This is a genomic window from Shimia sp. R9_2 (genome assembly GCF_017743735.1).
GTDB lineage: Bacteria > Pseudomonadota > Alphaproteobacteria > Rhodobacterales > Rhodobacteraceae > Shimia.
In genome coordinates this window covers 202,206-228,618 of record NZ_JAGHRO010000005.1, presented here as the reverse complement: position 1 = coordinate 228,618, position 26,413 = coordinate 202,206, and the positions used below count along the sequence as shown (strand labels likewise).

The window sequence follows — 26,413 nt, the reverse complement described above, 5'->3', positions numbered from 1 at the left end:
TCAGACGGATTCCTCTTCCAGATGCAGCTTCATATCCACTAGAACCTGCTGCAGCGCGACGGTTTCGCGCAAAAGACGTTTGGCCTCGGTGACAGTGATCACCCCATCCTCGATGGATTGGTTGTATTCCGCCATCAGCAGAGCAAACCGCTGGCTCAGCGCGATCACATCAGAGTTGACGCCTCCCTTGCTGTTCGGGTTGCGGCGGCTGTCATGGTTGAGCGAATTGCCCCGCAGCTCCGCAAGCGCTGCGGTCACATGCGGATAAGACGCCGCCTCTTCCAGCGCGGCCACCGCATCAATCGGCATAAACCGATCCGCGTGCTCCTCATGCCCTGAATAGTAGCGCCCCAGTGTTGCTTTGGACTTGCCCGTCAGCTCGCAGGCAGCCTCGATCCCGACGTCTTTCACCAAGGCCTCGGAATGCTTCTTCAGATAACTGTCCACAACGCTCATATATTCGTTCCAACCCATTGAATGATCTGCCGCATTTCATCTCACACCCCCACGTGAGGGGAAAGGCAGATTTCTTTTCCCATTTTCGAATTAACCCTATTTTTGTCATTTGAGAAAGACCGGAAGCGTTTCCTCCGGCAATGTCAGTGTCCGGTGGGTGCAGCCGGATCATAGGAGGGCGGTGGAGATCTGCGTGGAGATCTGCCGTTGGCCAACAGGCCGCGCATCCCGGGATCAACATCCCCAATGGTTCAACCAGTTTGACCCCGGGGTGCGCTCCACCCGCCAAACAAACCTGTCTCAGCCGCCGATCCGGCGCAGCGATCGGCCTCTGTGCATCGCCGTCAGAGTTTTTCGCGCAGCCCTCCCCCCATGGTCTTGCACCCATGGCCCGTTGCGTCTTATCACCCGCCCATGGCCAAGCTGTATTTCCAATATTCGACCATGAACGCCGGCAAATCGACTGTGCTTTTGCAGGCCTCTCACAACTACCGTGAGCGCGGGATGCAGACCTATCTGCTCACCGCCAAGCTCGACCACCGCGCAGGGGCCGGACGCATCGCCTCCCGCATCGGCATTTCCGAACCTGCAGACACCTTTGATCCAAGTTCTGATCTCTATGCCAAGATCGAGGCCCGCATCGAGGCAGGAAAAATCGCCTGTGTCTTCATTGATGAGGCCCAGTTCCTGAGCGAGGAACAAGTTTGGCAACTGGCCCGCACCGTGGATGATCTGAAAGTGCCGGTCATGTGCTACGGGCTGCGCGTCGATTTTCAGGGCCAGCTGTTCCCCGGCTCCGCCGCGCTTCTGGCGCTGGCCGATGAGATGCGCGAAGTGCGCACCATATGCCATTGCGGCAAGAAAGCCACCATGGTTGTGCGTCAGGATGAAACCGGCAATGTCCTGCGCGAGGGGGCTCAGGTGCAGATCGGCGGCAATGAAAGCTATGTGTCTCTCTGCCGCCGTCACTGGCGCGAGGCCATGGGCGACATGCCCAAGGAACGCAGAGCGGCGGAATAAACCTGCCACTCGCGCCTCAGGTTTTCAGGCCGACAATCTAAACGAGATTTGGCGGCGTTTGCCCTTGGGAAAAGGCGATCAGGTTCTCCACCGCCATCAGTCCCATCTGCGTGCGCACTTCCAGCGCCGCTGTGCCCAGATGCGGCAACAGGGTGACATTTTCGCGCTTGCGCAGCGCTTCCGGCACCTTGGGTTCAAACTCATAGACATCCAAGCCCGCCCCGCCGATCTCCTCCGCCTCCAAAGCGGCGATCAAAGCGGCCTCATGCACCACTTCCCCGCGGGAAATATTGATGAAATGGGCGTGGCTTTGCATCGCGGCAAAGACCTCCGCATCAAACAGATGATGGGTGTCCGCCCCGCCGGGCACCGCCGCCACCAGCACATCCACCTGCGCCGCCAGATCGGTGATCGAGGTCACGCGTTCTGCCGGAAATGCCAGCTCTTTTTCAGAGCGGTTCCAGTATTTCACCGGCATGCCAAAGCCAAAATGGCAGCGCGCGGCAATCGCCTGACCAATGCGGCCCATGCCCGCGATGCCGACGGTCTTGCCGGTCAGATGCATCCCCAGCATCTGGGTCGGATGCCAGCCACGCCACTGGCCTGCGCGCACCAGACGTTCACCCTCGCCGGCGCGCCGCGCGCTCATCAGGATCAAGGTCATCGCCACATCTGCCGTGGCATCGGTCACAGCACCCGGCGTGTTGGTCACGGTGATGCCCGCCATCTTGGCCGCCTTGGTGTCGATATGATTGAAACCCACGCCAAAATTCGCCAGCATCTTGCAGCGCGGCGCCGCCACATCGGCAAACACCTTGCGGTCAAAGGCATCACCCAGTGTTGGCAGCACCAGATCAAAGTTGCGCAGGGCATCGCGCAGCTCATCCCCCTCCATCGGCAGGTTGTTGAGCCGCACCGTCACCGAAAACTGCGCCCTCGCCGCCGCGAGCACCTCATCTGGCAGCGGCCGTGTGATCAAAAGCGATTTCAATGCATCCGCCCCCCGTTTGGCACCGGCCCGTCCGGGCCGATCAGCGTGATCTCTCCCGCCTGATCGGGCAGCCCCAGCACCAGAATTTCCGACATGAATTTGCCAATTTGGCGCGGTGGAAAATTCACAACCGCCATCACCTGTTTGCCGATCAATCCGGTGGGATTATAATGCGCGGTGATCTGCGCCGAGCTTTTGCGCACGCCCAGCTCATCGCCAAAATCCACCCAGAGCTTGATCGCAGGTTTGCGCGCCTCCGGATAGTCTTCCGCCCGCACCACCGTGCCCACGCGAATATCGACCTTCAGAAAATCGTCAAAACTGATCTCAGCCATTGGCCAGCTCCCGGCTCCGCTCCGCCGCGGCGCCCACGGTTTTGATCATCAGAGGCGGCAGGCCTTCTGCGGTGTCCATCAGAACCTCCAGCCCGGCCTGCGTGGTGCCATTGGGGCTGGTCACATTGATGCGCAACTGTTCAGGGCTTTCCTCAGCGCTCTCCGCCAACGCGCCTGCGCCCGCCACCGTGGCTTTGGCCAGCGCCATGGACAGCTCAGGCGACAGGCCCTGCGCCTCTCCTGCCGCCGCCATGGTCTCGATCATGTGAAACACATAGGCCGGGCCAGAGCCGCTCAGCCCGGTGACCGCATCCATCTGGCTTTCACGCTCAAGACGCACCACCTCCCCAACTGCAGAAAGCAGCGCCTCAGAGGCGACCAACCCGGCCTCTCCCGCAGGCCCATTGGCCACGATTGCCGTGATGCCCTTGCCGACCGCCGCGGGCGTGTTGGGCATGGCGCGCACAATCGGGGTGTTTTCGCCGAGAATGTCTTCATAGGTGCCGATGGAGATGCCCGCCGCAACCGAGACAAACAGCGTCTCGCCATTGCCCATGGCCGCCAGAACCGGCAGCGCATCCGCCATCATCTGTGGTTTCACCGCGATCAGCACCACCGCGGGCGCGGCTGGCAGCTCTGCATTCACATGGACACCGCTTTGCTGCACCCAATCGCTGGGAAATGGATCCTGTACCCAGACCGAGCCCGCAGGCAGCCCATCCGCCAGCCAGCCCTGCAACATCGCAGAGCCCATCTTGCCGCAGCCCAAAAGCACAAGCCCGCGCTCGGCCACCAAAGTCATGTCCATGAAAGCCCCCTTATCCTGTTGGGGGCAAGTGTTACGCCCGCCCGTAGGCCTCTGCAATGGCAACTTGCATTGCATCTTTCACAGTTCGCTCACCCCAGACCACAAGCTGAAACGCCGGGTAAAACCGCTCCGCGTTCTGCACCGCGTTGCGGATCATCGTGTCGATCTGATCAGGGCTCGCCACCTGTCCGCCCGCCAGCACCAGACCATAGCGATAAATCATCAGCTGCTGGCGCTCCCAATAGGTGAAGGCACCGGACCAACACTCATCATTCACTGCATTCAGCGTCTCATAAAGCTGCGGCAGCTTCTCTTCCGGCGGCTGCGCCTCATAGGAACAGACCAGCCGCAAAGTCTCGTCATAGGCAGACCAGGCCAGCGTGATGGAATAGGTCTTCCACTGTCCTTCGACCGCCATAGCGATCTGGTCATCTGCGATCCGCTCAAAATTCCAGTCCCGCACCTCTGCGATATGCTCAACGATATCAATAGGGTGCAGGTCTTCTTCCAGAAACTGCTCTGATAATGCCATGGCGCCACCTCGTTTTGCTATCGCGTGGGGATTGGCAGCTCCCCTAACGCTTGGTGCCTGCTCTAGGACCTGTGGAAAACTCCACCGCCCTTACAACATATGGTGAGGTGCCCTTTACGATGTGTAAAGCAAAATATCTGTGGATAACGCAATAAGTTGTGGATTAAAGTGAACTATGCACAAGTCTCCACCGCCCGGTGAGAGACCCAAGGAAGGGCTGTTCCCAATGCCCGGATTTTCGCCAGATTCCAAGAGGATAGTGATGGGACAGCAGGAATTCCCCTTTGCGCAGGTTGATGTCTTCACCGACAACCCGAGTTTTGGCAACCCGCTGGCCGTTGTCGGCGACGCAGAGCCGCTCAGCGACATCCAAATGGGGCAACTCGCCAACTGGGCCAACCTAAGTGAAACAAGCTTCCTGCTGCCGCCCCGCGATCCTGCGGCCGACTACCGCGTGCGGATTTTCACCCCGGCACAAGAGCTGCCTTTTGCCGGCCACCCGACACTCGGAAGCGCGCAGGTCTGGCTCAACCAAGGCGGTGTCCCCAAAGGCGACGACATCCTGCAAGACTGCGGCGCAGGCCTGATCCGCATCCGCCGCGACGGAGAGAAGCTCTTCTTCATGGCCCCGCCCCTCACCCGCAGCGGCGCACTGGATGCAGCCACCCGCGCCCGCGCCATCAAAGGTCTCGGCCTCTCAGAGACAGACATCATAGAGGCCGCATGGGTCGACAATGGCCCCGGCTGGGCGGCGCTTCTGCTGCGCGATCACGCCACGGCCATGGCCATCTCGCCGGACTACGCCACGCTGAACGGCCTGCGCATCGGCGTCGTTGCCCCGGCAACGGAAACCGACTTTGAAGTGCGCGGCTTCACCGCCCGCGGGCTGGAAGACCCGGTGACTGGCAGCCTGAATGCAGGCATCGCCCAATGGCTCATCGGTGCAGGCCATGCCGCACACAGCTACGTGGCCGCACAAGGCACCGCCTTGGGGCGCAAAGGCCGCGTGCATGTGCAAAGTGACGGTGGTGAGATCTGGGTCGGCGGCGCCGTGCAGAGCTGCATCACAGGCACAATCGCGCTGTAGCCAAAAGAAAAAGGGCCGACCCATCGGCCAGCCCCGCATTCATCAGCTCGGCAAAAGCCTGAGCCTTACTTGCCTTCCAGCGCCTCGATCCGCGCTTTCAGGGCTTCGTTTTCTTCACGGGCCTTCTGCGCCATGGCGCGCACCGCATCAAATTCCTCGCGGGTGACAAAATCGCGATCCGCCAGCCAGCGGTCCATCAGCGATTTCATGGCGTTCTCCGCCTCATCCTTGGCGCCCTGAGCGACACCCATGGCGTTGGTCATCAACTGAGACATGTCGTCCATGAATTTGTTCCGGGTTTGCATCGCTCTCTCCGCATTGTGATCCTGACCCCTTATATGGGCGTCAACGCCCGCAGACACAAGGTTGACTTTGTCGCGCGCACCCGGCCATTTGGGCCGCAAACGGAGAGGCACATGAGCGGACAAATTCCCTTCCCCAATATCTCGCCAGAGATCTTCTCGATTTCCGCCTTTGGCATGGAATTTGCCCTGCGCTGGTATGCGCTGGCCTATATCGTCGGCATCCTGATCGGCTGGCGCATTGTGGTCGCCACCGTCAATCGCGCATCGCTCTGGCCAAGCAACACCGCCCCGATTGAAGCGCGGCAGGTCGAAGATCTGCTCAGCTGGGTCATTCTCGGCGTGATCCTTGGCGGCCGCCTTGGCTATGTGCTGTTCTACAAACCCGCCTTCTACCTCGCCAATCCGGGCGACATCATCCGCATCTGGGATGGCGGCATGGCCTTTCACGGCGGCATGCTGGGCGTGATCCTCGCGGGATACCTCTATTGCCGCAAATATGACCTGCGCCCGATGCAGGTCGGGGATGCCATGGCGATTGGCGTGCCGGTCGGCCTGTTTCTGGGCCGGATCGCCAACTTCATCAACGCCGAGCTCTGGGGCCGCCCCACCGATCTGCCATGGGGCGTGATCTTCCCCGGTCAGGCCGCGCAGGATTGCGGCCAGCTGGTGGCCTATTGCGCGCGCCACCCCTCCCAGCTCTATGAAGCCCTCATGGAAGGCGTGATCCTCGGCAGCCTCATGTTGTGGCTCGCCTATCGTCGCGGCGCGCTCAAACGGCCCGGCACCCTGATCGGCACTTTCCTTGCAGGCTACGGCACCGCGCGCTTCCTTGTGGAATTTGTCCGCCAACCCGATGCGCAGTTCATTTCGCCGGGCAACCCGCTTGGCCTCGCGCTGCAGATGAACGGCTACGGCTTCACCATGGGGCAGCTGCTCTCCCTGCCGATGATCGCCCTCGGCCTCTACCTCATCCTGCGCGCCCGCCCTGAACCCGCGCCCGCCACATGAGCACATTGACCCAGCATCTCCTCGCCCGGATTGAGGCCCACGGCCCCATGACCGTGGCGGACTATATGGGCGAGGCGCTGCTGCATCCCACGTTGGGCTATTACACCACACGCGACCCTCTGGGCGCTGACGGTGATTTCACCACCGCGCCGGAGATCAGTCAGATGTTTGGTGAACTCATCGGCCTTTCGCTGGCCCAAACCTGGCTTGATCAAGGCGCCCCCGCATCCTTTACATTGGCCGAGCTTGGCCCCGGCCGCGGCACGCTCATGGCGGACATCCTGCGCGCCACCCGCGCGGTGCCGGGCTTTCACGCCGCCGCCCAGATCCACCTTGTTGAGGCCTCCCCCACCCTGCGCGCCAAACAGCGCGAGGCCCTTGGCGATAAAGTCACATGGCACGACGGCCTCGACACCCTGCCGGATCAGCCGCTCTATCTCGTCGCCAACGAGTTTTTTGACGCCCTCCCGATCCGCCAATATCAGCGTGGCGCGGAAGGCTGGCACGAGCGCCTGATTGCCATGCGCGACGGCGCGCTTGCCTTTGCCTTGGGGCCAGAGCTGCCGCAGCCGCACATCGCGCACCGCCTTGCCGACACCGTGCAAGACAACATCGTTGAAACCTGTCCGCAGGCCGCCGCCATCGCCGATCAGATCGGCACCCGCATCCGCGACGCAGGCGGCGCGGCCCTGCTGATTGACTATGGCGACTGGCGCTCGCAAGGCGACACATTGCAGGCGCTGCAAGACCACGCCTTCATCGACCCGCTCGCCGCGCCGGGCGCAAGCGACCTGACCGCCCATGTGGATTTTGAGGCCTTGGCACAGGCCGCCCCCTGTGCTCACAGCCGCCTCACCCCGCAAGGCGTGTTTCTGGAGCGCCTCGGCATCACTGCCCGCGCACAAGCGCTGGCCGCAAACCTCAGCGGCGCGGCGCTTGCCAGCCACATCGCCGCACATCGCCGCTTGACGCACCCCGAGGAAATGGGAAACCTGTTCAAAGTCCTCGCGCTCTTCCCCGAAGGCGGCACACCCCCAGCAGGATGCACCACATGACACTTGAGATACTCACCTCGGACCTGCTTGCCCCCGTGCATCATGGCTTCTTCACCCGCCGCGGCGGTGCCTCCTCCGGCATCTTCGAAGGCCTCAACTGCGGCATGGGCAGCTCTGACCAGTCCGAGATTGTTGCGATCAACCGCCAGCGTGTGGCCGATGCGATGGAGGTCGACATCGCCCACCTCGCCTCCGTGCATCAGGTGCATTCCGCCGATGTCCACACCGCCACCGGCCCCATCACCGGCGAGCGGCCCCGCACCGATGCGATTGTCACCAACCAACCGGGCCTTGCGCTCTCAATCCTCACCGCAGACTGCCAGCCGGTTCTGTTCTCAGATCCTGAGGCCGGTGTGATCGGGGCGGCCCACGCAGGCTGGCGCGGCGCATTGGACGGCATTCTCGAAGCCACCGTGGAAGCCATGGAAGCCCTCGGCGCCTCCCGTACCAACATCCGCGCCGTAATCGGCCCCTGCATCAGCCAAAGCGCCTATGAGGTTGGCCCTGAGTTTCTGGACAACTTTCTTGCCGAAGATCCCGAGAACAGCCGCTTCTTTGCCAATGGCGAAGGTGATCGTATGCTCTTTGACCTGCCCGCCTACGGGCTGCACCGCCTGCGCCGCGCGGGCGTCGGAGAGGCCGAGTGGATCCGTCACTGCACCTATGCCGATGCCGACAGATTTTACTCCTACCGCCGCACCACCCACGCCAAAGAAGCAGACTACGGACGCCTGATTTCCTGCATCCGCCTCTAAACACGGCCTGTGAAAGGCCTTTGACTTCAAGGCCTTCACCAATACCGCCAAATTGTCACCGCATTTTCCTAAAATCTGACCAATCCTGCCCCATCTCCGCCTCAATTCGACACGAGACTGATCTCAAGTTGGAAACAATAGGCCCGACAGAGGCCAGAAAGACCAAGGAGAGCAGACATGAAAACCCAGAGCCGCTTTATCAAATCCGTTGTTGCCGCATCCAAAGCAGACGCCCCTCAGATGCCTTGGGCCCGTGGCCAGCGCCGCGCCGCATTCATTGCAAAGCGCAAAGGCGTGCAGCTCAAAAAAGTGGCGTAACGCGCGGGGCGCCCACTTCCGGCGCTGCCCGTTTGCCCAAACGCACGACCCTCCAGAAAATGCGCAAAGCATCTTGCCAAAATTGCGGGCTGCTTTGCGCTTCTGCATATGTCAGGCCCGCATATGCGCAAATCAACCACCGCTTCATACGCGCTCATCAGCGCATTTTCGCAAAGCCCATCGGCTCCGTTGCTTAAATCCTTAAACCGTCTATAACGCTCGCCAAATTCTCATGTCAGAGGCGCATATGACGGACACACCTCAAGTCGGCATCATTATGGGCAGCCAATCCGATTGGCCCACGATGAAAGAAGCAGCCACCATTCTGGAAGAGCTGGGCATCACCTACGAGAAAAAGATCGTCTCTGCCCACCGCACCCCGGATCGCCTCTGGTCTTACGGCAAAGAAGCCGCCAATCGCGGCCTGCAGGTGATCATCGCAGGCGCAGGCGGCGCGGCCCATCTGCCCGGCATGATGGCCTCCAAAACCCGCGTGCCTGTGGTGGGTGTTCCGGTCCAAACCCGCGCACTTTCGGGTGTCGACAGCCTCTATTCCATCGTGCAGATGCCCAAAGGTTTCCCCGTGGCCACCATGGCCATTGGTGCAGCCGGTGCCGCCAACGCAGGCCTCATGGCCGCAGGCATTCTGGCACTTCAGGATGCTGACCTTGCCACCCGCCTTGATGCATGGCGCGACGCCCTCTCGGCCTCTATCCCGGATGAACCCCAAGATGACTGATCCCCTCCCATTCGGTTCCACCATCGGCATTCTCGGCGGCGGCCAGCTTGGCCGCATGCTCTCTGTGGCCGCCTCCCGTCTGGGCTATAAAACCTGCATCTATGAGCCCGGCGGCGATTGCCCTGCCAGCCACGTGGCCAACTATCACTTCCAGAAAAGCTACGACGATGCCGAGGCCCTGCGCGCCTTTGCCGAGGCTGTGGATGTCATCACCTATGAGTTTGAAAACATCCCCACCTCAGCGCTCGACATTCTTGAAGCCCATGTGCCGATCCGCCCGGGCCGCGAAGCCCTGCGCGTCAGCCAGGACCGCCTGACAGAAAAGACATTCCTGCGCGAGCTGGGCCTGAAAACCGCCCCCTTCGCCGATGTCACCGACGCCGAAAGCATGGCCGCGGCCGTGGCCGAGATCGGCGCACCCGCGATCCTGAAAACCCGCCGCTTTGGCTATGACGGCAAAGGTCAGGCCCGCCTGAAAAACGCTGCCGATGCAGAGGCCGCCCTCGCCGATATGGCCGGCGCCCCCGCGCTGCTGGAAGGTTTTGTCGATTTCTCCCACGAAGTCTCCGTGATTGCCGCGCGCGGCATCGACGGTCAGGTCGCCTGTTTTGATCCGGGCGAAAACGTGCATGCGGAGGGTATCCTGCGCACGACCACCGTGCCTGCCCGCCTCACCGCCGCCCAGCGCATGGATGCGGTGCTGCTCGCCGCCAACATCCTGAACGCGCTGGAGTATGTGGGCGTCATGGGTGTGGAGCTTTTTGTCACCTCTGAGGGCCTCATCGTCAATGAAATCGCCCCGCGCGTGCACAACTCCGGCCACTGGACCCAAAACGGCTGCGCGGTGGATCAGTTTGAACAACACATCCGCGCCGTGGTCGGCCTGCCTCTGGGCGACGGCCAGCGTCACAGCGATGTGGTGATGGAAAACCTGATCGGCGACGATATGGACCAGCTCCCCGCCCTGCTCAAAGAGCGCGACACCGCCGTGCATCTCTACGGTAAGTCTGAGGTCAAGGCAGGCCGCAAAATGGGCCACGTCAACCGCGTCAAACGCGACACCGCCAAGTAAGGCTTCAAGGCGCACTCAAAGGGCCCTGTCGCGGGGCCCCGCCTTCTCATTCGTCAAATATCCTGGGGTGGCCACCGCTTGCGGTGGCAGGGGCGAAGCCCCCCTCTTTTTCCCCTAGGCCGCCATAAACCGCGCCGCCACATCTCCGGCCATATGGCTCACGCGCCCGCCCACCAGCGTCGCGCCGATGCGCCCATCCGGCGCCATCACAATCAGATCCGCGCGTTTGCCCGCCTCCAGCGTGCCGCGATCACTCAGCCCTAACACCTCTGCCGGCCGCGCCGAAATCAGCGCCCAGCCGGTCGCGAGATCACAGACGCCTTCCTCAACCATGCGCAGCACCGCCTGTTTGGGGGCCGGATAGTGGTAGTCAGAGGCCAGCGCATCCACCAGCCCTTCGGCCACCAGCTCTGATGCGGTCACATTGCCGGAATGGCTGCCGCCGCGCACCACATTGGGCGCGCCCATCACCACCGGATCCCCCGCCGCCTGCGCCGCCTCTGCCGCCGCGCGGGTTTCCGGAAACTCACTGATGCTCAGCCCACGCGCCCGCCAAAAGGCCCGTGTCTCTGCCGTGTCATCATCATGACTGCCGAGCCGCACGCCTTTGGCTGCCAAACGCGCCGCCAGTCCGGACACCGCCTCTGGCACCGCGGCCCGCGCGCCGTGCAGTTCTTTCAGCAAGGCAAGATGCGCTTCCGGACTACGCCCGCTCTTGAGCGCCTGTCCGGTCAGCCGAGGCGGCTTTTTGCCCTTCTCCAAAGCGGTATGCGGCAGGTGGTCATTGAACACCACATAAGGCACGCCGTGCGCATCCACCGCCGCCTCAAAAGCGGCGTAGTCAGACAGCAAATGGCTCTCAAAACGCAGCTGCACCCGCATGTCGGTCAACAGCCCTTCAGCTGCGTCGAGCGCCGTCAGAAAGCGCAGCGCAAACTCGGGGCTGCGCATCCCGCCCTCCCAACTCCAGAACTGGGCCAGCACAGCTGTGGTGATGCCATTGGCCGCCAGCTCCGCATCCACCGACATCAGCCCGTCGCCAAGGTTCTTCATTGCGCCGCGACGCGGGGCCAGATGGCGTTCAAAACCGTCGCCATGCAGGTCCACAATGCCCGGCAAAATCCGAAACCCGCTCAAATCAATCGCGCGTCCCTGCCCCGGCGCGGTCAAAACCCCGTCGCGCACACCAAGCGTGACCTGCGCCAAACCGTCCGGCAAAAGCACCTCCGCGCCCGTCAGATCCAGCGCCAGATCCAGCGCCGGATCACTCATCGTGGCGCGCCTCTTCATCACAGGCAGAGGCCACGCAGTCATCTTCCACAATCCGCTGCAAGGCCCGCACAGTGGCATCCGCCCCCTCAAAGCCCAGCTCCGGATCAAAAGCGCCTTCTGCAAGGAAGGCCTCCACCTGCGCGATCACCACCGGATTGTTCATCATAAACGTATGGGTCACCGGCAGGACAATATGATCCTTCATGCCCGCCACCTTGGTGCTGGCCACAGAAACCTTGCCGTCATCCGGCCCCTCGATCAGGCTTGAGAAATACGGGTTCAGCGAGCGGTCCCCCGCAATCACACCCAGCTCAAAATCCACCGGCGGCAGATCGCTTGGCAACCCATCCGTGCCCAGCTCCTGCCCCGCCGGACCATTCAGCCACTCAAACGGCGCCAGATCACGCAGCTCGTCCACCACTTCGCTGCCCTTGTTGGGCGGCCCCAACATCACCACACGGCCGAGGTTTTCAGGCCGATTGTTCACAAACCACTGGCGCAGCAGAATGCCGCCCATGGAATGGGTCACAAAATGCACCTTCCGGTCGCCGCATTTCGCCACCGCCTCAGGCAGGGTGCCATAGGCCAGATGCGCGATGTCTTCCTTGGTGGAGGGATAGCCCTGCCGCACCACCTCATAACCATGCCGCTCAAGCGCCAGCTGCATCACCACAAAGGAATTCTTGGTACGGGCCAGCCCATGCAGCATCACCACACATTCGTCAGCCATAGCGTCCTCGGTCTCAGTTGGCACAGTGCCCAGCACAGGCGCGGCCATCAACGGCAGGAGCGCGGCCAGAACGGCGCATTTTCGGATCAAATATCTCATGGCCTTGAGATAGGCGCTCCGCCCGCTCTACAAAAGCAAAAACCTTACGGAACTTTATGCATGTCGCCGCCTTCGCCCTCTCCCCGCCTCGCCGCCCGCGCCATTATCCTGCAAGCGGGCAAGCTGCTGCTGGTGAATGCCTATCCCGAGGGTCAAAGCGATCTCTGGTGTGTGCCCGGCGGCGGCGTGGAGCGGCACAGCTCGCTGAAGGAAAATCTCGCCCGCGAGGTCTGGGAGGAATGCGGCCTCACCGTCGCCGTGCATGATCCCTGCCTGATCAATGAATTTCACGACCCAAGCGGCAGCTTTCATCAGGTCGACATCTATTTCCGCTGCACCATCACCGAAGGCAGCCTGTCGCGCGACTGGAAAGATCCGGAGAACATCGTCACCGAGCGGCGGTTTTTCTCACCTGAAGAGCTAACCCAGGTGCGGTTTAAGCCTGATAGCCTGCCAGATGTCGCCTGGGGCACCGGTCTCACTTATGATCCGCTGGAACCCATCGTGAAGCCTTAGGGAAGTCGCGCCGCTGAGGCAGGCGCACCCTGCCGCGGCTTAAGCCTTACGCATCGACACCAGCACGCCGCCAATCACCAGCACCGCCGCGCCGACAAACCGCAGAGTCAGCGGCTCTGCCAGAAACGCCATGCCACCTGCCATGGCGATCACCGGCACGGTCAGCTGCGCCACCGCCGCGCGGCTTGCGCCCAGCCCCGGCAGGATCGCATACCACAGCGCATAGCCCAGCCCCGAGGTGATCACGCCAGAGACCACCGCCAGCGCCACACCCTGCCCGCTCAGCGCCGCAGCGCCGCCGATCACAATTTCGCCAGTCAGCGCCCAGCTCAGCAAAACCGCCACCGGCGCGGCCAGAATGAAGTTCATCGCCGTGGCCTGCGTCGCATCTGATTCTTTGCGGCCCTGCAGCGAATAGATGCCCCAGCCAAGGCCCGCCGCCGCCATCGCCGCCGCATGGGCCACCGACACGGCGCCACCTGAACCCGGCGCAAGCAGCCAGACCAGCCCCGCCAGCGCCAATCCGGCACCAAGCCAACGGGTCATCGGCATCTCTTCACGCGCCACCACCGCGCCGCCAAACATGGTGATTTGCACCACGCCAAACAGGATCAGCGCGCCAAGCCCCGCATCTAAGCCGCGATAGGCCAATGAGAAGCCGAAGATATAGGCCAGAAGGCCCGCCACCGCGATGCCGCGCCCGGCCCCGCCAATGGCAAAGCCACGCTTCTGCCAGGCAATCAGCGCCGCCAGCGCCAGCGCGCCGGAGACAAGCCGGATCACGCCAAAGCTCATGGCATCCATGCCAAGCCCGCCCACAGCGGCGCGGTTCAGAACAGAGTTCGCGGCAAAGGCGGTCATCGTGAGGGCGGTCAGAAGCAAAAGTCTCATACCGCCCTGAGTGACACGCGTGGCCGGGACGAGCAAGCCATCCCGACCACGCGCAGCCCCGAGAGTCGCCGCCGGACCAAAGCAGCAACAGAGGGGCCGGGCTTAATGCAAGGCAACGAGACGTTTCGCGATACCGCATCGAGCGGAACGCGGCACCGCCACGCTGGGGGGAGCTGTCAGCCCCGCTACCTTTGCTCAGCCATCACGTCGCGCGCAAAATCCTGATTGCGCGCCTTATCTCCAATCCACATCGCCATATAGCGATCCCGAATATTGTCATGCTGCAGGGTGCAGGTCTGGGTGCCATTCACCCAAAACCGCAACGCATCCGCACCTCTGGGGGCCGCCACAATCCGGTCGCCCGGCTGGATATCGCGGTAACAGCTGGTCAGCTTGGACAGGATATCCGCATGATCCGCCTGCTCGCCTTCAATCCGTGTCAGCTCTTCCAGCGACGCCCGCAGCAAAATCTTGCGCCGGATCTTGCGCTGATATTCGATCTTCAGCGCATATTTTCCGTCCCGGTCAAACCCCTGACCCTGCGGCGCAAACATCTGCGCGTCATAGACCTTCAGACCAAGATAACGAAACTGCCCTGAGCCCAGCGCCTGAGGCTGCCCCAGCAGGCTCTCCACCTCCGGCGCGGCGGTGGCAGAGGTCTCCGCCTTGGCGGCTGCCCCCCAACCCAGCGCAAGCGCGAGGGTGAGGCACAACATCAGAGAGCGTTCCCGGATCGGCATTCTGAAATGCATGGTTGTCGCCCTCCCTTGCGCGCTTTAGGTCCACCCCCCGCCCAGAATTCAGAGTTTTTCCGGCCGGTTTGAGAAAGATACGCAGACAAAAGGCGCCCGGATCACTCCGAACGCCTCTGTTTTGGGGAGAAAACTCCGGCTACTTGCGCCCCTTTCGCCCTTTATGGGCTTTGGTGACGGTTTTGATCATCTTGCCGAAGTTTTTGTCATAGGCGCGCCGCTCCGCCAGCGAGGCGGTGTTGTGCCGCTCCTCTGCCTCCAGCTTGCGCCACCGCTCCAGCCGATCCGCATCCAGCGTGCCCGCCGCAATCGCCGCACGCACGGCGCATCCCGGCTCGCTTTCGTGCGCGCAATCGCGGAATTTGCACTGTGTGGCCAGCTCGACCACATCGGCAAACAGATCCGCCAAGCCGTCACCTGCCTCCGCAAGCTGCAACTCGCGCATCCCCGGCGTGTCCAGAATGGCCAGACCCGACTCCGTGAAATGCAACTGCCGCGCCGTGGTGGTGTGCCGCCCGCGGCTGTCATCTTCGCGGATCGCCCCGGTCTCGGCCTGCTCACTGCCAAAGAGCGCATTGACCAGCGTGGATTTCCCCACACCGGAAGTGCCAAGGAACGCAATGGTCTGCCCCGGCGCGCACCAATCGGCGAGCTTTGCGGCAGGTTCTTCGCTTTTGGCATTCAGCAACACCACCGGCACCCGGTCCGAAATCCGCTGCGCCTCTTCCACAAAGGGCGCCGTATCCTCGCACAGATCCGCCTTGGTCAGCACAATCACCGGCGTCACATCCGCCTCAAAGGCCAGCGCCAGAAACCGCTCCAGCCGCGCCACGTTGAAATCATTGTTGCAGCTGGTCACCACAAAGGCCGTGTCCACATTGGCCGCAATCATCTGAATGCTGCGATCGTGTCCGGCGGCGCGGCGCTTAAACAGGCTCTTGCGCGCCAAAACTTCACTGTGGCTCGGCAGCTCCGCATTAAACAAAAGCCAGTCGCCAACCGTGGCCTCAGGCCCCGGCGGGATCAGCGCCTCAATACCGTCGCCGCGCACACGCAATCCGTTGCGATGCACTTCCACCACCCGCACCGGCGGAGAGGCCTCCAGAGCATCAAGATCGGTCTGCTGGGCAAAGAAAGACTGCCAGCCGAGAATATCCAGCGGCGCGCGCTTGGGGGTGTCAGAAGGGGTGCCACTGCTGGGCAAAAATTGGGAATAGTCCCGTGTCATTGGTCATGAACTCTCATGGATCAGCCACACGCTGCGCATCTGGCCGAAAGGTAACAGAAAATTGTGGGGGCACAAACGCTCAGCCCCGCGCCAAAGCGCTTGGGTCGCTGATCTGTTGGTGCATCGGGTGGGCGCTCTGCCACCCGCCATGTTCAGGCATCCTGGTACCGGGCCATAAAACCTCCATCTGAGTTGCCCTAGCTCTACGCCCAAGGCCAGCGCGCGTCAATTATTCAGCCCGCGTGACGCGCCACAAAATCCTGCATCATCGCCACCAGCATGGGCGCCTGCTTCGGCGTGATCACATGCCCCATGCCGTCGATCGCATGGTAGTCACATCCCGGGATCAACCCGGCGATCTCCGCCCCAGCCTCGGGCGGGATCAACGTGTCGTTTTCCCCGTGAATCACCTGACAGGGCACCATCACTTGGGTCAGATCATGCCGCCGGTCGGTGGAGGCAATCACCGCCAGCACCTGCCGGTTCACACCTTCTGGATCAAAGCCCCGGTCATAGGCCAGCCCCGCCTGCGCCGTCAGCTCTGCTTCTGTCATCGGATAAGCCGGGCTGCCCCAGAACTCATATTCCCGCAGCGCATTGGCAATGAAATCCTCCCGCGCCACCGGATGCGCCAACAGCGTTGCCAGCCACTCCGCATTGCCGCCGCGCTCCGCAAACGGGCGTGCCGTGGCCATCACGATGGTGCCGCTGAGCAAACGCGCGGCGTGATCCATGCATAAGAGCTGCACAATCGCTCCGCCCATGGACATGCCAAACACATGTGCTGTCTCGATGCCCAGCGCATCCATCACGCCAATCGTGTCCGCCGCCATGTCATTCAGACGATAGGCCGCAGGCACCGCGCCCTCCGCCAAAGCCTGCGCCGTGATCGCGTCCGCCTGACTGGGCACGCCGTCTTTGGGGCAACGCTGCGACAGCCCCACATCGCGGTTGTCAAACACCACCACGCGAAACCCCGCGTCGGCCAGACCCTGCACAAATTCTGCGGGCCAATGGATCAGCTGCGACCCCAACCCGCGAATAAGCACCAAAGGCACACCTTCGCGCGGCCCGTGATCTTCCACCTCAATCTGGATGCCATTTGCCGTGATCTGCATCTTCTACCCCTTGTGCTCTTGCCGCAGCACGTTCTTCTGCACCTTGCCCATGGTGTTGCGCGGCAAGGCCTCCATGATCTGATACACCCGCGGATGTTTGAACCGCGCCAGCCGTTTGTCCACCTCTGCCTTGATCGCCTCCACATCCAGCTCCGCACCGGGCAGCGCCACCAAAGCCGCGATCACGCTCTCGCCAAAATCCGCATGCGGCACGCCATAAACCGCGCTTTCCGACACGCCTTCCAGATCGTTGAGCACATCTTCAACCTCCTTGGGGTAGATATTATATCCCCCTGAGATAATGAGATCTTTCGCCCGCCCCACAATGGTGACCCGCCCATCCGGCTCCATCACCGCCAGATCACCGGTGATAAAAAACCCATCCTCGCGCAGCTCCTCAGCAGTCTTTTCCGGCATCTGCCAATAGCCCTGAAACACATTGTCCCCACGCACCTCGATCATGCCGATCTCCCCATGCGGCAAAGTCTCCCCGCTCTCAGGATCAGTGATCTTCACCTCCGTGCCCGGCAGCGCATAGCCCACGGTGCCCGCCACCCGCGCACCATCATAGGGGTTTGAGGTGATCATATTGGTCTCCGTCATGCCGTAGCGCTCCAGAATGCGGTGCCCGCTGCGCGCCTCAAAGGCCTGATGGGTCTCTGCCAGCAAAGGTGCCGAGCCGGAAATAAACAGCCGCATGTTGGCACAGAGGGCTTTGTCAAACCGCGCATCGCCCAGAAGCCGCGTGTAAAACGTCGGCACACCCATCATCAGCGTGGATTGCGGCAAGGCGCTCAGGATCATCTCCAGATCAAACTGCCCCATCAACCGCACCCGCGCGCCAGCCAGCAGCGAGGTGTTCATCGCCACAAAAAGCCCATGGGTGTGGAAAATCGGCAAAGCATGAACCAACCTGTCGCCCGCTGTAATCTGCCAAAGATCGGTCAGCGACTGCGCATTGGACAGCAGGTTTTTATGCGACATCATCGCGCCTTTGGAGCGTCCGGTGGTACCTGATGTGTAAAGCAAGCCGGCAAGGTCTTCTGGCCCGCGCTCCACGGTCTCAAACTCTGCAGGCTGCGCATCCGCTGCCGCGCTCAGGCTCCCGCCCTCTGCGGTCAGGGTCAGCACCTGCGCACCCACATCTGCCGCAATCTCCCCGATCTGCGCCGCATCCTTGGCATCACAGACAATCAGCTTGGGCGTCGCGTCTTCGCAGAAGTATCGCACCTCTTCCTGCGTATAGGCGGTGTTGAGCGGCAGATAGACCGCCCCCGCCTGCAGCGCCCCACCATAAAGCGCCAGCGCATCGCGCGTCTTTGGCCCCTGCACCACCACCCGCTCACCGGGCGCCACTCCGGCCTCTGCCAACACCCGCGCCATCTGCGCCGCGCGTGCGACAAAATCCTGATAGGTCAGCGAAACCCCATCATCGCACTCCAGAAAAACAGCCGAATTCTGCGCATGAGGCGCAATCAATGCGTCATAAAGTGTGTTGGTCACGCCGGATCATCCTTCGTCGGTTTGGCTTGCGGGCCGACCTTTGGGCATCCCGACAGGATTTTCAAGAACCATAAAACAAAGCCTGCGCCCCCAATTTCCGCCCAAAACAAGAAACTTCTGAAACAGCCGTTGACTCCCCCGCATTCGCCCCCTACCTCTTTCGCCGTTAGCACTCGCCATTAGGGAGTGATAACGGCTCCGCTGAGGAGTCAGGGAGACACTTTAATTAGGGAAACCTAGTCATGGCTTTTACACCTCTGCATGACCGCGTGCTCGTTCGCCGCGTTGAAAGCGACGAGAAAACCGCAGGCGGTCTGATCATTCCAGACAGCGCCAAAGAAAAACCAGCTGAAGGCGAAGTTGTATCCGTGGGCGCAGGCGCACGTGACGACAAAGGCGCACGCGTCGAGCTCGACGTGAAAGCGGGCGACAAAGTCCTGTTTGGCAAATGGTCCGGCACCGAAGTCACCGTTGACGGTGAAGAGCTGCTGATCATGAAAGAATCCGACATCATGGGCATCATTGCCTGATCGTCTGACCGCAATTTACGAATTTAGGAGCCTATAAAATGGCAAAAGACGTCAAATTCGACACCGATGCCCGCAATGCAATGCTGCGCGGCGTGAACGTTCTCGCAGACGCAGTCAAAGTGACCCTCGGCCCAAAAGGCCGTAACGTTGTTCTGGAAAAATCCTTCGGCGCACCACGCATCACCAAAGACGGTGTATCTGTGGCCAAAGAGATCGAGCTGGAAGACAAGTTCGAGAACATGGGCGCACAGATGGTGAAGGAAGTTGCTTCCCGCACCAACGACGAAGCCGGCGACGGCACCACCACCGCGACCGTTCTGGCCCAAGCCATCGTGCGTGAAGGCCTCAAGCAGGTTGCTGCTGGTCTGAACCCAATGGACCTGAAGCGCGGCATCGACCTGGCAACTGCGAAAGTGGTTGAAGGCATCAAATCCGCATCCCGCGAAGTTGCTGACTCCGCAGAAGTTGCTCAGGTTGGCACCATCTCCGCAAACGGCGAAGCCGAAATCGGCCAGCAGATCGCAGACGCGATGCAGAAAGTTGGCAACGAGGGCGTGATCACCGTTGAGGAAAACAAAGGTCTGGAAACCGAGACCGATGTTGTTGAGGGCATGCAGTTCGACCGCGGCTACCTCTCCCCTTACTTCGTGACCAACGCAGACAAAATGATCGCTGATCTGGACGACTGCATGGTGCTGCTGCACGAGAAGAAACTGTCTTCCCTGCAGCCAATGGTTCCACTGCTCGAGCAGGTGATCCAGTCCCAGAAGCCTCTTCTGATCATCGCGGAAGACGTGGAAGGCGAAGCGCTGGCAACTCTGGTTGTGAACAAACTGCGCGGCGGCCTGAAAATTGCTGCTGTGAAAGCACCTGGTTTCGGCGACCGCCGCAAAGCCATGCTGCAGGACATCGCAATCCTGACCGGTGGTCAGGTTATCTCCGAAGATCTGGGCATGAAGCTCGAGAACGTCACCATGGACATGCTCGGCACCGCCAAGAAAATCGAGATCACCAAAGACGAAACCACCATCGTTGACGGTGCAGGCGAGAAAGCAGAGATCGAAGCACGCGTGGCTCAGATCCGCACTCAGATCGAAGAAACCTCTTCCGACTACGACCGTGAGAAGCTGCAAGAGCGCGTTGCCAAACTGGCAGGCGGTGTTGCTGTGATCCGCGTTGGCGGCATGACCGAAGTGGAAGTGAAAGAGCGCAAAGACCGTGTGGACGATGCTCTGAACGCAACCCGCGCAGCTGTGCAGGAAGGCGTGATCGTCGGCGGTGGTGTTGCTCTGGTTCAGGCCGGTAAAGCACTGGAAGGTCTGGAAGGCGCAAACGCTGACCAGAACGCAGGCATCAACATCGTGCGCAAAGCCATCGAAGCACCTCTGCGTCAGATCGCAGAGAACTCCGGTGTCGACGGTGCTGTTGTGGCGGGCAAAATCCGCGAGAGCGACGACACCTCCTTCGGCTTCAACGCACAGACCGAAGAATATGGCGACATGTTCTCCTTCGGTGTGATCGACCCAGCCAAAGTGACCCGCACCGCTCTGGAAGACGCGGCCTCCGTTGCAGGCCTGCTGATCACCACCGAAGCGATGGTTGCAGACAAGCCAGCCAAAGAAGGCGCAGGCGCACCTGCAATGCCTGACATGGGCGGCATGGGCGGCATGATGTAATCACAACTCCCGTCAGGGATTGTGATGGCGACAGTGCCTTGGCCCCGCAAGGGCCAAGGTCACGAAAGCCTCCGCCAGACAAATACGAAAGGGTCGCCTTCGGGCGGCCCTTTTTCTTTAGGTGCTGCAAGGGCCAGCGCCCGACCGCGGGTGGGCGCTCAGACGTACAAAGCCGCCACTTTATCTCTGCCAAAGACCTCTTTGCCCGCAATCTCCCAAAACCGCGCAAAAAGCGCCCGCCCAGAGGGGCGGTCGGGCGCTGGCCCGGCGGGCTGCGCCCTTGTTCCGGGCCATTCTGGACTGTTTTAGCGACCCTAACCCATCGGCGAGTTGCACGGCATAAATTCAAAGCCCTCCGGCAAATCAGCTTGCGCTTTCCGCGTGGTCTCAGGCGGCTCTGGCGAGGTATCAAAACTCAGTTTGGACAGCGCGATGCCACCGTCTACATTCGAGGTGATTTGCAGCGCCGTGACATCTTGGGAATACTGGCAACGCACAAAGCTTGCGGAAAATACGTCTGCAACCATGATCCGCCGCTCCGCCACGAGGTCTCCGTTTGCACCAAAGGCTTTCACGCGAATGTGTCGATCATTTTTGCCCGCCCCATCATGCTGCTCCATGCGAAACAGACGTTTCACCTCAATACCAAAGGCATATTGGGGCCGGGGAAACACCACTGCCAGCGGCCTGTGCCCGAGCACGGTTTCGACAGTCGCAGTCTTTTTTGCTTGCGCCCCTTAGCCAACGGTTCTCGTGTATTTCTCCCGCTTGCCATAGGTGAGACCCTCAGGGATCATTTCTAAGAAAAGCGTTTTGCCATCTCCAAAGCGGTCAATAACTGGCCCGCTGTCCGCAATATTCCCGGTTGTGTGCGCAGAAAGGTACTGGCCTTTAAAAACGCTACCAATTTTCAAAGCGCCATGCCTGAGATGAACAGGAAACCGTTTCCCGCGATATTGCGACTGCCCCAACGCACCAAAATCCACGATCTCGTCCAGATACTGCTCCGAAGATGTCAAAGGCCCGGTGTTCAACCCTTCGCTCACCGCGACATCCTGTGCTGAAACGGCGGTCCCAACGAGCGCGCAAAGGCCAGTCGCCAAAACTCCGCCAGAAAATGACCACTTGTGACCGTCGCTCATAGATTGTCTCCCAATTGCACCCACATTCCGAAGGTAACAAAACGCCCGCAACAATCCATGGTGGAAATCACGACGTTCTCCATCCACACGCCGCCCCCTCGCAATCCACACCCCCCTCCCCTATCTCTCTGAGAACACAGCCAAACCGGATCAGACGACATGCATGTTCTCACGGTGATCGACCACCCCAACCCAGCCTCTTTCAGCCACGCGGTTGCCGCCGAATTCATGCGTGGCGCGCAGGCGGCGGGCCATAGCACCGAGCTGGCCGATCTCAACGCAGAGGGGTTCTCCCCGCTCTGGTCCATGGCTGATATCGAGAGTACAGACACGCCCCCGCCCGACGTGCGGCGCGAACAAGAACGCATTGAGCGGTGTGACGCGATCTGCCTTGTCTTCCCGCTGTTCTGGTGGGGCATGCCGTCGATGATGAAAGGCTGGATGGACCGTGTTTTTAGTTGGGGCTGGGCCTATGATCAGCTTGATGATCCCGAACAAAGCCTGCTGAAACCCCGCACCGGCGTGTTGCTCATCCCCGCAGGCGCGCGCTCAGATGAGATGGAAGAGGAAGGCTATACGGCGGCGCTTAACACCCTCTGGAGCAAAGGCACCTTTGGCTACTTCGGCCTCTCCCCGCGCAAGATCGAACTTCTGAACGGCGCCACCGGCTCCGCCCCCCGCCGCGCCGCTCTCCTTAAGCGCAGCTACCAGACCGGCCTCACCTTGGAGCCGCCGTGTTAAGTCTGACGCAGAAAGGCCGACCAGCGTCAGGCGTTGCAGATTTGTTGGACGATGCTGGTTTGGAAAACGCATCAAAGCCCGGATGACCAATCCGGGCCGCGCCCGACCCTCCCCATGGGAGGGCGCATTTGCGAAGGTCTTCATCCTCAAAACGGCAGAGTCTCTTGGTCAGATAAACTGCCATGCATCACCGCTCCTCCGCGCCCACCCAGGCTCAGGCGCGGCCCTCCCGATCCTCCTATGCCTTAGAAAACTGCGCTCAGCTCTGATCCCGCCCCCGCGCCCAAGCCAAGGCCTCCGCCTCAACCCGCTGCACAAAGGCGTCTTTGCCGTCAATATACGCCTCCCAATCGCCGCGACCCTCGGCAATCAGCTCGCGCTTCAACGCGCCATAGTCCGCCGCCACCTTGGGATGCGCGCGCAGGTAGTCGCGAAATGCCAGATGGCGTGCCACATGCGCAGAGCCTCTTTCAAACACATGCAGGTGATGGCTGCGCTGCCCCGCAGCGTCCATCTTGCGAAAATACCGCCGTCCCGGGATGCCGAGCTCTCCCATCACCTCATAGCCCAGCGCTTCAAACTGCGCCTTGGCCGCATCCACCGCCGCCAGATCCGCTACCTCACCAAGCAGATCTAGGATAGGCTTGGCCACCAGTCCGGGCACAGAGGTACTGCCAATGTGATGCAACTCGATCGCCTCTGCGCCCAGTGCCGCGTGGATCGCGGCCGCCTCTTTCGCAAAGCCCGCCGCCCATGCGGGATCATGTTCCACAACCAAAACCATGCCGCTGCATTAACCTTTCAAGTCCAAAAAATTCCACCTCCGCGAAACAGCCGTAATACCGACGCGATACCGACGTGCCAACAGGGCCAGTTTTGCGGATTAATGCACCGTCCCGGCGCAACGCTTAACCCGCATCTGCAAGCGCCGCGACGCCGGATTCGCTGAGCATGTAAACGCCTTTTTCGACCTTCTCAAACCAGCCATAGTGGTTGTCCCGCATCAAGGTTGTCGCGTTCTCCACACCCGTGCCACCGGCAACATCCCGCCCCCGGCTCGCGCCGTTTTCATTGAGATATATCGCGCATTTTTCCGCATCCTGACGGTAAACCGTCACCGTAGCACCGCGCGTCCCGCCCACATTTGGATCTCCCTCAAGGCGCGAAAACGCCTTTAATAGCTTGGCTTTACGTGCCTTGGATTTTCTCGGCTGAAACGGCACCGGATCACAATGCGCCTCCACCGCCCCATCCTTGAGCCGCACCGAAAGCACCCCGACGCCGAGCCGTTTGCACAGGCCAATATTGCCGGAAAACGCTTTCCATCCGGCCCGCCCCTTCCAGCGCGGCACCGCCACATAGACCGCATCCGTCACCGCCTGACGCGCCACCGCCTGTTGCAGCAACGCGAGGGAGAAACCAGTCTTTAACTCTATGATGACAGGCTCTTCCCCTGCCCGCATCGCCACCACATCCGCCGCGCCCACTTCGGCTTTCACCTCAAATCCCCGCGCCTCCAGCCAGGCTTTGATCGGGGCATAAAGCTCTGTTTCGGCGATCTTGCTCATACCTCTTGGTAGCGGCAATTTGGGCAAATGCCCACCACGCTTTGCCAGCCGGTGCGCGCGCCCTTGAGTGCAGGAGGCAACCTGCTAATTTGGCGCCAATTCCTATGAGGTTTCTGATGCGCATGTTCTCGACGATCTTGTTTCTGCTCGGTTTTTCCGGGGCGGCCATGGCCAATTGCGAAGGCCCAAACCAGTTTGAACAGCGCCCCTTGGCGGAACGCGCCGCGATGCTTGAGGCCGCATCGCAGGCGCCCTTCTCCGAAGGGCTGCTCTGGCAGGTAGAGAAAGACGGGGTTGTCTCCCACATCATCGGAACCTTCCATCTGCACCTGCCCGAGCACGCCGCCACCGTAGAGCGCCTGCGCAGCCTCACGCCACCGCCCCAGCAGCTCTTTATGGAGATGACATCGGAGGCACAGCTCGGCTTTCAGCGCCATCTGACCCAAAATCCGGAGCTCTTTCTGATCCAGTCCGGCCCCTCGCTCATCGACCGTCTCGGAGATAAGAACTGGGCCAAAGTCTCTGATCAACTGAAGGCCCGTGGCATGCCGCCCTTCTTGGCCGCGCGATATCAGCCTTGGTTTTTGGGCATGACGCTGATGGTGCCACCCTGTGCCTTTGATGTTGTTAAATCAGGCAAAAAGGGACTGGATCTGCAAATCGAAGCCCTTGCTCAAGCGCGTGATCTGCCCCGGCATTCTCTGGACAACACCGAGAGCCTGATCGGGCTGCTGGCAGGTGACCCGATCGAGCAACAGGTCGATGATCTGCGCTGGAGCCTCGATCTGGGCACTGATCTTTCGGGGGCTAATATGATCCCCACGGTGATCGACATGTATCTCTCTGAAACCATTCAGCTTATCTGGGAACTCAACCGTGCGGATATGCTGCAGGCAGCGCAGGGAGATGCCGACGCAGAGCGCATCGCCACCCTGCTGCAGCAGGTCGAAGAAGACCTGATCAAAACCCGCAACACCGCTTGGGTTGCGACCCTAGCCCCCGCGCTGGCCAAGACCCCTTCGCTTGTCGCCTTTGGCGCGCTGCATCTGCCCGGAGATCACGGCGTTCTGGCCCAGCTTGAGGCGGCAGGCTTCACCGTGACCCGCCTGCCGCTCTAGGCCAAATCGCCGCCCCGGCGCCTGCCCCCGTGACAAAGCGCGCGCGCCCTTCTATAAGGCGCGCAAATCCGCAATATTCCCCTGTTTTCTAAGGACCTCTCGACATGACCATTCAGGTTTTTGGCCACAAGTCTCCTGACACCGATTCCACCGGCTCCCCCATCATCTGGGCTTGGTATCTCTCTGAAATCAAAGGCACCCCAGCCGAAGCAAAGCTGCTGGGCGAGCCCAACACCGAAGCCGCATGGCTGCTGGAGCGCTGGGACCTGACCAAGCCTGAGATCATTGCCGACGTGGCAGATGACGCCGCCGTGGTGATTGTGGACACCAACAACCCTGCCGAGCTGCCTGCCAACATCAATGGCGCAGACGTTCAGGCGATCATCGACCACCACAAGCTGGTGGGCGGTCTGGAAACCAAAGGCCCGATCGACATCACCATCCGCCCGGTGGCCTGCACCGCGACCATCATGCACGACCTGATGGGCGACATCGACATGCCAGACTGGATCAAAGGCACCATGCTGACCTGCATCCTGTCTGACACGCTGGAATTCCGCAGCCCGACCACCACCGACCATGACAAAGCCGTGGCCGAGAAGCTGGCCGCTGATCTGGGCATCGACATCCCGTCTTATGCTGCTGAAATGTTTGCCGCAAAATCCGACGTGTCTTCTTTCTCCGACGCAGTGCTGCTGCGCATGGACTCCAAAGAATACGAAGTCGACGGCACCAAATTCCGCGTCTCCGTTCTGGAAACCACCTCTCCCGCCATCGTGCTGGACCGCAAAGCGTCCCTGATGGACAGCATGACCACCGTGGCCTCCGAGGATGGCGTGGATCAGGTTCTGCTCTTCGTCGTGGACATCCTGAACGAAGAAAGCACCCTGCTGGTGCCAAACGATCTGGTGAAAACCGTTGCCGCGAAGTCCTTTGACGCAACTGCCGAAGGTGACAGCGTTGTGCTGCCGGGCGTAGTGAGCCGCAAAAAGCAGATCATTCCAAACCTCAAAGTCTGATCGCGCATATCTCTCAAAACAAAAGGCCG

Annotated in this window: 31 protein-coding genes; 14 read left to right on the top strand and 17 right to left on the bottom strand. The window is 61.1% G+C overall.

Annotation, left to right across the window (positions count from 1 at the left end; genetic code table 11):
- Entirely contained in the window at positions 1 to 456 is a 456-nt protein-coding gene (locus tag J7400_RS14260; protein WP_209064435.1) for a hypothetical protein, read from the bottom strand.
- Positions 457 to 870: 414 nt separating this feature from the next.
- Here J7400_RS14260 and J7400_RS14255 point away from each other — a divergent pair, with 414 nt between their 5' ends.
- A complete protein-coding gene (locus J7400_RS14255) occupies positions 871 to 1,476 on the top strand; it encodes a thymidine kinase (protein WP_209064433.1) in 606 nt (201 codons plus the stop codon).
- Positions 1,477 to 1,513: 37 nt separating this feature from the next.
- Here the strand turns inward: J7400_RS14255 and J7400_RS14250 are convergent, their stop codons facing one another.
- The 4 genes from J7400_RS14250 to J7400_RS14235 are packed head-to-tail and all read right to left on the bottom strand — an operon-like array spanning position 1,514 to position 4,142.
- On the bottom strand, positions 1,514 to 2,467 hold the full coding sequence (locus tag J7400_RS14250; RefSeq protein WP_209064431.1) for a D-glycerate dehydrogenase: 954 nt from the start codon (positions 2,465 to 2,467) through the stop codon (positions 1,514 to 1,516).
- A complete protein-coding gene (locus J7400_RS14245; RefSeq protein ID WP_209064429.1) occupies positions 2,464 to 2,802 on the bottom strand; it encodes a tRNA-binding protein in 339 nt (112 codons plus the stop codon). Before J7400_RS14245 ends, J7400_RS14250 begins: the two co-directional genes overlap by 4 nt.
- Positions 2,795 to 3,610, bottom strand: coding sequence for a pyrroline-5-carboxylate reductase (gene proC / locus J7400_RS14240; RefSeq protein ID WP_209064427.1), 816 nt, complete (start codon positions 3,608 to 3,610; stop codon positions 2,795 to 2,797). Before proC ends, J7400_RS14245 begins: the two co-directional genes overlap by 8 nt.
- A gap of 31 nt (positions 3,611 to 3,641) precedes the next feature.
- The gene (locus J7400_RS14235) at positions 3,642 to 4,142 is read right to left on the bottom strand and encodes a YbjN domain-containing protein (protein ID WP_209064425.1); all 501 of its coding nucleotides are present in this window, start codon (positions 4,140 to 4,142) and stop codon (positions 3,642 to 3,644) included.
- Between the two features lie 262 nt (positions 4,143 to 4,404).
- Here J7400_RS14235 and J7400_RS14230 point away from each other — a divergent pair, with 262 nt between their 5' ends.
- Positions 4,405 to 5,229 (top strand): PhzF family phenazine biosynthesis protein, encoded by an 825-nt coding sequence (locus J7400_RS14230; RefSeq protein ID WP_209064423.1) that lies wholly within the window; start codon positions 4,405 to 4,407, stop codon positions 5,227 to 5,229.
- 65 nt (positions 5,230 to 5,294) lie between these two features.
- On the opposite strand, the gene J7400_RS14225 is transcribed toward J7400_RS14230, so the two are convergent.
- A complete protein-coding gene (locus J7400_RS14225) occupies positions 5,295 to 5,534 on the bottom strand; it encodes an accessory factor UbiK family protein (RefSeq protein ID WP_058239539.1) in 240 nt (79 codons plus the stop codon).
- A 111-nt stretch (positions 5,535 to 5,645) separates the two neighbouring features.
- Between J7400_RS14225 and lgt the strand changes: the two genes are divergently transcribed.
- From lgt to J7400_RS14195, 6 genes are all read left to right on the top strand, one after another.
- The gene (gene lgt / locus J7400_RS14220; RefSeq protein ID WP_209064421.1) at positions 5,646 to 6,542 is read left to right on the top strand and encodes a prolipoprotein diacylglyceryl transferase; all 897 of its coding nucleotides are present in this window, start codon (positions 5,646 to 5,648) and stop codon (positions 6,540 to 6,542) included.
- A complete protein-coding gene (locus J7400_RS14215; RefSeq protein ID WP_209064419.1) occupies positions 6,539 to 7,597 on the top strand; it encodes an SAM-dependent methyltransferase in 1,059 nt (352 codons plus the stop codon). Before lgt ends, J7400_RS14215 begins: the two co-directional genes overlap by 4 nt.
- Complete coding sequence (gene pgeF, locus J7400_RS14210) at positions 7,594 to 8,352, top strand: peptidoglycan editing factor PgeF (RefSeq protein ID WP_209064417.1); 759 nt, start codon at positions 7,594 to 7,596, stop codon at positions 8,350 to 8,352. The genes J7400_RS14215 and pgeF overlap by 4 nt, the downstream gene beginning before the upstream one ends.
- Before the next feature lie 177 nt (positions 8,353 to 8,529).
- Positions 8,530 to 8,670 (top strand): hypothetical protein, encoded by a 141-nt coding sequence (locus tag J7400_RS14205; RefSeq protein ID WP_209064415.1) that lies wholly within the window; start codon positions 8,530 to 8,532, stop codon positions 8,668 to 8,670.
- 247 nt (positions 8,671 to 8,917) lie between these two features.
- Positions 8,918 to 9,409 (top strand): 5-(carboxyamino)imidazole ribonucleotide mutase, encoded by a 492-nt coding sequence (gene purE / locus J7400_RS14200; RefSeq protein ID WP_209064412.1) that lies wholly within the window; start codon positions 8,918 to 8,920, stop codon positions 9,407 to 9,409.
- Positions 9,402 to 10,481, top strand: coding sequence for a 5-(carboxyamino)imidazole ribonucleotide synthase (locus tag J7400_RS14195; protein ID WP_209064410.1), 1,080 nt, complete (start codon positions 9,402 to 9,404; stop codon positions 10,479 to 10,481). Before purE ends, J7400_RS14195 begins: the two co-directional genes overlap by 8 nt.
- A gap of 114 nt (positions 10,482 to 10,595) precedes the next feature.
- Here the strand turns inward: J7400_RS14195 and J7400_RS14190 are convergent, their stop codons facing one another.
- Entirely contained in the window at positions 10,596 to 11,753 is a 1,158-nt protein-coding gene (locus J7400_RS14190) for an alpha-D-ribose 1-methylphosphonate 5-triphosphate diphosphatase (protein WP_209064408.1), read from the bottom strand.
- Positions 11,746 to 12,531, bottom strand: a complete 786-nt coding sequence (locus tag J7400_RS14185) for an alpha/beta fold hydrolase (protein WP_247738819.1) — start codon at positions 12,529 to 12,531, stop codon at positions 11,746 to 11,748. Before J7400_RS14185 ends, J7400_RS14190 begins: the two co-directional genes overlap by 8 nt.
- A 111-nt stretch (positions 12,532 to 12,642) precedes the next feature.
- On the opposite strand from J7400_RS14185, the gene J7400_RS14180 reads away from it, so the two are divergent.
- Positions 12,643 to 13,098 (top strand): NUDIX hydrolase, encoded by a 456-nt coding sequence (locus tag J7400_RS14180; RefSeq protein ID WP_209064406.1) that lies wholly within the window; start codon positions 12,643 to 12,645, stop codon positions 13,096 to 13,098.
- 39 nt (positions 13,099 to 13,137) lie between these two features.
- On the opposite strand, the gene J7400_RS14175 is transcribed toward J7400_RS14180, so the two are convergent.
- The 5 genes from J7400_RS14175 to J7400_RS14155 form a co-directional block, all read right to left on the bottom strand.
- Positions 13,138 to 13,989: a DMT family transporter gene (locus tag J7400_RS14175; RefSeq protein WP_209064404.1), complete on the bottom strand. Its 852-nt coding sequence runs from the start codon at positions 13,987 to 13,989 to the stop codon at positions 13,138 to 13,140.
- Between the two features lie 185 nt (positions 13,990 to 14,174).
- Positions 14,175 to 14,741 (bottom strand): hypothetical protein, encoded by a 567-nt coding sequence (locus J7400_RS14170; protein ID WP_209064402.1) that lies wholly within the window; start codon positions 14,739 to 14,741, stop codon positions 14,175 to 14,177.
- Positions 14,742 to 14,880: 139 nt separating this feature from the next.
- The gene (rsgA, locus tag J7400_RS14165; protein WP_209064400.1) at positions 14,881 to 15,969 is read right to left on the bottom strand and encodes a ribosome small subunit-dependent GTPase A; all 1,089 of its coding nucleotides are present in this window, start codon (positions 15,967 to 15,969) and stop codon (positions 14,881 to 14,883) included.
- Between the two features lie 233 nt (positions 15,970 to 16,202).
- Complete coding sequence (locus tag J7400_RS14160) at positions 16,203 to 17,087, bottom strand: alpha/beta hydrolase (RefSeq protein ID WP_209064398.1); 885 nt, start codon at positions 17,085 to 17,087, stop codon at positions 16,203 to 16,205.
- A gap of 3 nt (positions 17,088 to 17,090) precedes the next feature.
- Positions 17,091 to 18,590 (bottom strand): malonyl-CoA synthase, encoded by a 1,500-nt coding sequence (locus tag J7400_RS14155; RefSeq protein ID WP_209064396.1) that lies wholly within the window; start codon positions 18,588 to 18,590, stop codon positions 17,091 to 17,093.
- A 242-nt stretch (positions 18,591 to 18,832) separates the two neighbouring features.
- Here J7400_RS14155 and J7400_RS14150 point away from each other — a divergent pair, with 242 nt between their 5' ends.
- Positions 18,833 to 19,120 (top strand): co-chaperone GroES, encoded by a 288-nt coding sequence (locus tag J7400_RS14150; protein WP_209064394.1) that lies wholly within the window; start codon positions 18,833 to 18,835, stop codon positions 19,118 to 19,120.
- A gap of 38 nt (positions 19,121 to 19,158) precedes the next feature.
- On the top strand, positions 19,159 to 20,796 hold the full coding sequence (groL, locus tag J7400_RS14145; RefSeq protein WP_209064392.1) for a chaperonin GroEL: 1,638 nt from the start codon (positions 19,159 to 19,161) through the stop codon (positions 20,794 to 20,796).
- Positions 20,797 to 21,110: 314 nt separating this feature from the next.
- Here the strand turns inward: groL and J7400_RS14140 are convergent, their stop codons facing one another.
- Both J7400_RS14140 and J7400_RS14135 read right to left on the bottom strand, forming a co-directional pair.
- The gene (locus tag J7400_RS14140; RefSeq protein ID WP_209064390.1) at positions 21,111 to 21,473 is read right to left on the bottom strand and encodes a hypothetical protein; all 363 of its coding nucleotides are present in this window, start codon (positions 21,471 to 21,473) and stop codon (positions 21,111 to 21,113) included.
- Between the two features lie 60 nt (positions 21,474 to 21,533).
- Positions 21,534 to 21,938 carry a hypothetical protein gene (locus J7400_RS14135; protein ID WP_209064388.1) on the bottom strand — a complete coding sequence of 135 codons (405 nt, stop codon included), beginning with the start codon at positions 21,936 to 21,938 and terminating at the stop codon, positions 21,534 to 21,536.
- A gap of 159 nt (positions 21,939 to 22,097) precedes the next feature.
- On the opposite strand from J7400_RS14135, the gene J7400_RS14130 reads away from it, so the two are divergent.
- Positions 22,098 to 22,679: an NAD(P)H-dependent oxidoreductase gene (locus J7400_RS14130; protein WP_209064386.1), complete on the top strand. Its 582-nt coding sequence runs from the start codon at positions 22,098 to 22,100 to the stop codon at positions 22,677 to 22,679.
- Between the two features lie 259 nt (positions 22,680 to 22,938).
- Here the strand turns inward: J7400_RS14130 and J7400_RS14125 are convergent, their stop codons facing one another.
- The gene (locus J7400_RS14125; RefSeq protein WP_209064384.1) at positions 22,939 to 23,463 is read right to left on the bottom strand and encodes a GrpB family protein; all 525 of its coding nucleotides are present in this window, start codon (positions 23,461 to 23,463) and stop codon (positions 22,939 to 22,941) included.
- Between the two features lie 124 nt (positions 23,464 to 23,587).
- Complete coding sequence (locus J7400_RS14120; protein WP_209064382.1) at positions 23,588 to 24,247, bottom strand: DUF2161 family putative PD-(D/E)XK-type phosphodiesterase; 660 nt, start codon at positions 24,245 to 24,247, stop codon at positions 23,588 to 23,590.
- A gap of 116 nt (positions 24,248 to 24,363) precedes the next feature.
- Here J7400_RS14120 and J7400_RS14115 point away from each other — a divergent pair, with 116 nt between their 5' ends.
- Entirely contained in the window at positions 24,364 to 25,365 is a 1,002-nt protein-coding gene (locus tag J7400_RS14115) for a TraB/GumN family protein (protein ID WP_209064380.1), read from the top strand.
- A gap of 104 nt (positions 25,366 to 25,469) precedes the next feature.
- Positions 25,470 to 26,384, top strand: a complete 915-nt coding sequence (locus J7400_RS14110; protein ID WP_209064378.1) for a manganese-dependent inorganic pyrophosphatase — start codon at positions 25,470 to 25,472, stop codon at positions 26,382 to 26,384.
- Positions 26,385 to 26,413: the final 29 nt, after the last annotated feature.

Bases quoted from the DNA above. Each gene is read 5' to 3' on its own strand.
- J7400_RS14260 (WP_209064435.1), bottom strand. From the start codon at position 456: ATGAGCGTTGTGGACAGTTATCTGAAGAAGCATTCCGAGGCCTTGGTG.
- J7400_RS14255 (WP_209064433.1), top strand. From the start codon at position 871: ATGGCCAAGCTGTATTTCCAATATTCGACCATGAACGCCGGCAAATCG.
- J7400_RS14245 (WP_209064429.1), bottom strand. From the start codon at position 2,802: ATGGCTGAGATCAGTTTTGACGATTTTCTGAAGGTCGATATTCGCGTG.
- proC (WP_209064427.1), bottom strand. From the start codon at position 3,610: ATGGACATGACTTTGGTGGCCGAGCGCGGGCTTGTGCTTTTGGGCTGC.
- J7400_RS14235 (WP_209064425.1), bottom strand. From the start codon at position 4,142: ATGGCATTATCAGAGCAGTTTCTGGAAGAAGACCTGCACCCTATTGAT.
- J7400_RS14230 (WP_209064423.1), top strand. From the start codon at position 4,405: ATGGGACAGCAGGAATTCCCCTTTGCGCAGGTTGATGTCTTCACCGAC.
- J7400_RS14225 (WP_058239539.1), bottom strand. From the start codon at position 5,534: ATGCAAACCCGGAACAAATTCATGGACGACATGTCTCAGTTGATGACC.
- lgt (WP_209064421.1), top strand. From the start codon at position 5,646: ATGAGCGGACAAATTCCCTTCCCCAATATCTCGCCAGAGATCTTCTCG.
- J7400_RS14215 (WP_209064419.1), top strand. From the start codon at position 6,539: ATGAGCACATTGACCCAGCATCTCCTCGCCCGGATTGAGGCCCACGGC.
- pgeF (WP_209064417.1), top strand. From the start codon at position 7,594: ATGACACTTGAGATACTCACCTCGGACCTGCTTGCCCCCGTGCATCAT.
- J7400_RS14205 (WP_209064415.1), top strand. From the start codon at position 8,530: ATGAAAACCCAGAGCCGCTTTATCAAATCCGTTGTTGCCGCATCCAAA.
- purE (WP_209064412.1), top strand. From the start codon at position 8,918: ATGACGGACACACCTCAAGTCGGCATCATTATGGGCAGCCAATCCGAT.
- J7400_RS14195 (WP_209064410.1), top strand. From the start codon at position 9,402: ATGACTGATCCCCTCCCATTCGGTTCCACCATCGGCATTCTCGGCGGC.
- J7400_RS14190 (WP_209064408.1), bottom strand. From the start codon at position 11,753: ATGAGTGATCCGGCGCTGGATCTGGCGCTGGATCTGACGGGCGCGGAG.
- J7400_RS14185 (WP_247738819.1), bottom strand. From the start codon at position 12,531: ATGGCCGCGCCTGTGCTGGGCACTGTGCCAACTGAGACCGAGGACGCT.
- J7400_RS14180 (WP_209064406.1), top strand. From the start codon at position 12,643: ATGTCGCCGCCTTCGCCCTCTCCCCGCCTCGCCGCCCGCGCCATTATC.
- J7400_RS14175 (WP_209064404.1), bottom strand. From the start codon at position 13,989: ATGAGACTTTTGCTTCTGACCGCCCTCACGATGACCGCCTTTGCCGCG.
- J7400_RS14170 (WP_209064402.1), bottom strand. From the start codon at position 14,741: ATGCATTTCAGAATGCCGATCCGGGAACGCTCTCTGATGTTGTGCCTC.
- rsgA (WP_209064400.1), bottom strand. From the start codon at position 15,969: ATGACACGGGACTATTCCCAATTTTTGCCCAGCAGTGGCACCCCTTCT.
- J7400_RS14160 (WP_209064398.1), bottom strand. From the start codon at position 17,087: ATGCAGATCACGGCAAATGGCATCCAGATTGAGGTGGAAGATCACGGG.
- J7400_RS14150 (WP_209064394.1), top strand. From the start codon at position 18,833: ATGGCTTTTACACCTCTGCATGACCGCGTGCTCGTTCGCCGCGTTGAA.
- groL (WP_209064392.1), top strand. From the start codon at position 19,159: ATGGCAAAAGACGTCAAATTCGACACCGATGCCCGCAATGCAATGCTG.
- J7400_RS14135 (WP_209064388.1), bottom strand. From the start codon at position 21,938: ATGAGCGACGGTCACAAGTGGTCATTTTCTGGCGGAGTTTTGGCGACT.
- J7400_RS14130 (WP_209064386.1), top strand. From the start codon at position 22,098: ATGCATGTTCTCACGGTGATCGACCACCCCAACCCAGCCTCTTTCAGC.
- J7400_RS14125 (WP_209064384.1), bottom strand. From the start codon at position 23,463: ATGGTTTTGGTTGTGGAACATGATCCCGCATGGGCGGCGGGCTTTGCG.
- J7400_RS14120 (WP_209064382.1), bottom strand. From the start codon at position 24,247: ATGAGCAAGATCGCCGAAACAGAGCTTTATGCCCCGATCAAAGCCTGG.
- J7400_RS14115 (WP_209064380.1), top strand. From the start codon at position 24,364: ATGCGCATGTTCTCGACGATCTTGTTTCTGCTCGGTTTTTCCGGGGCG.
- J7400_RS14110 (WP_209064378.1), top strand. From the start codon at position 25,470: ATGACCATTCAGGTTTTTGGCCACAAGTCTCCTGACACCGATTCCACC.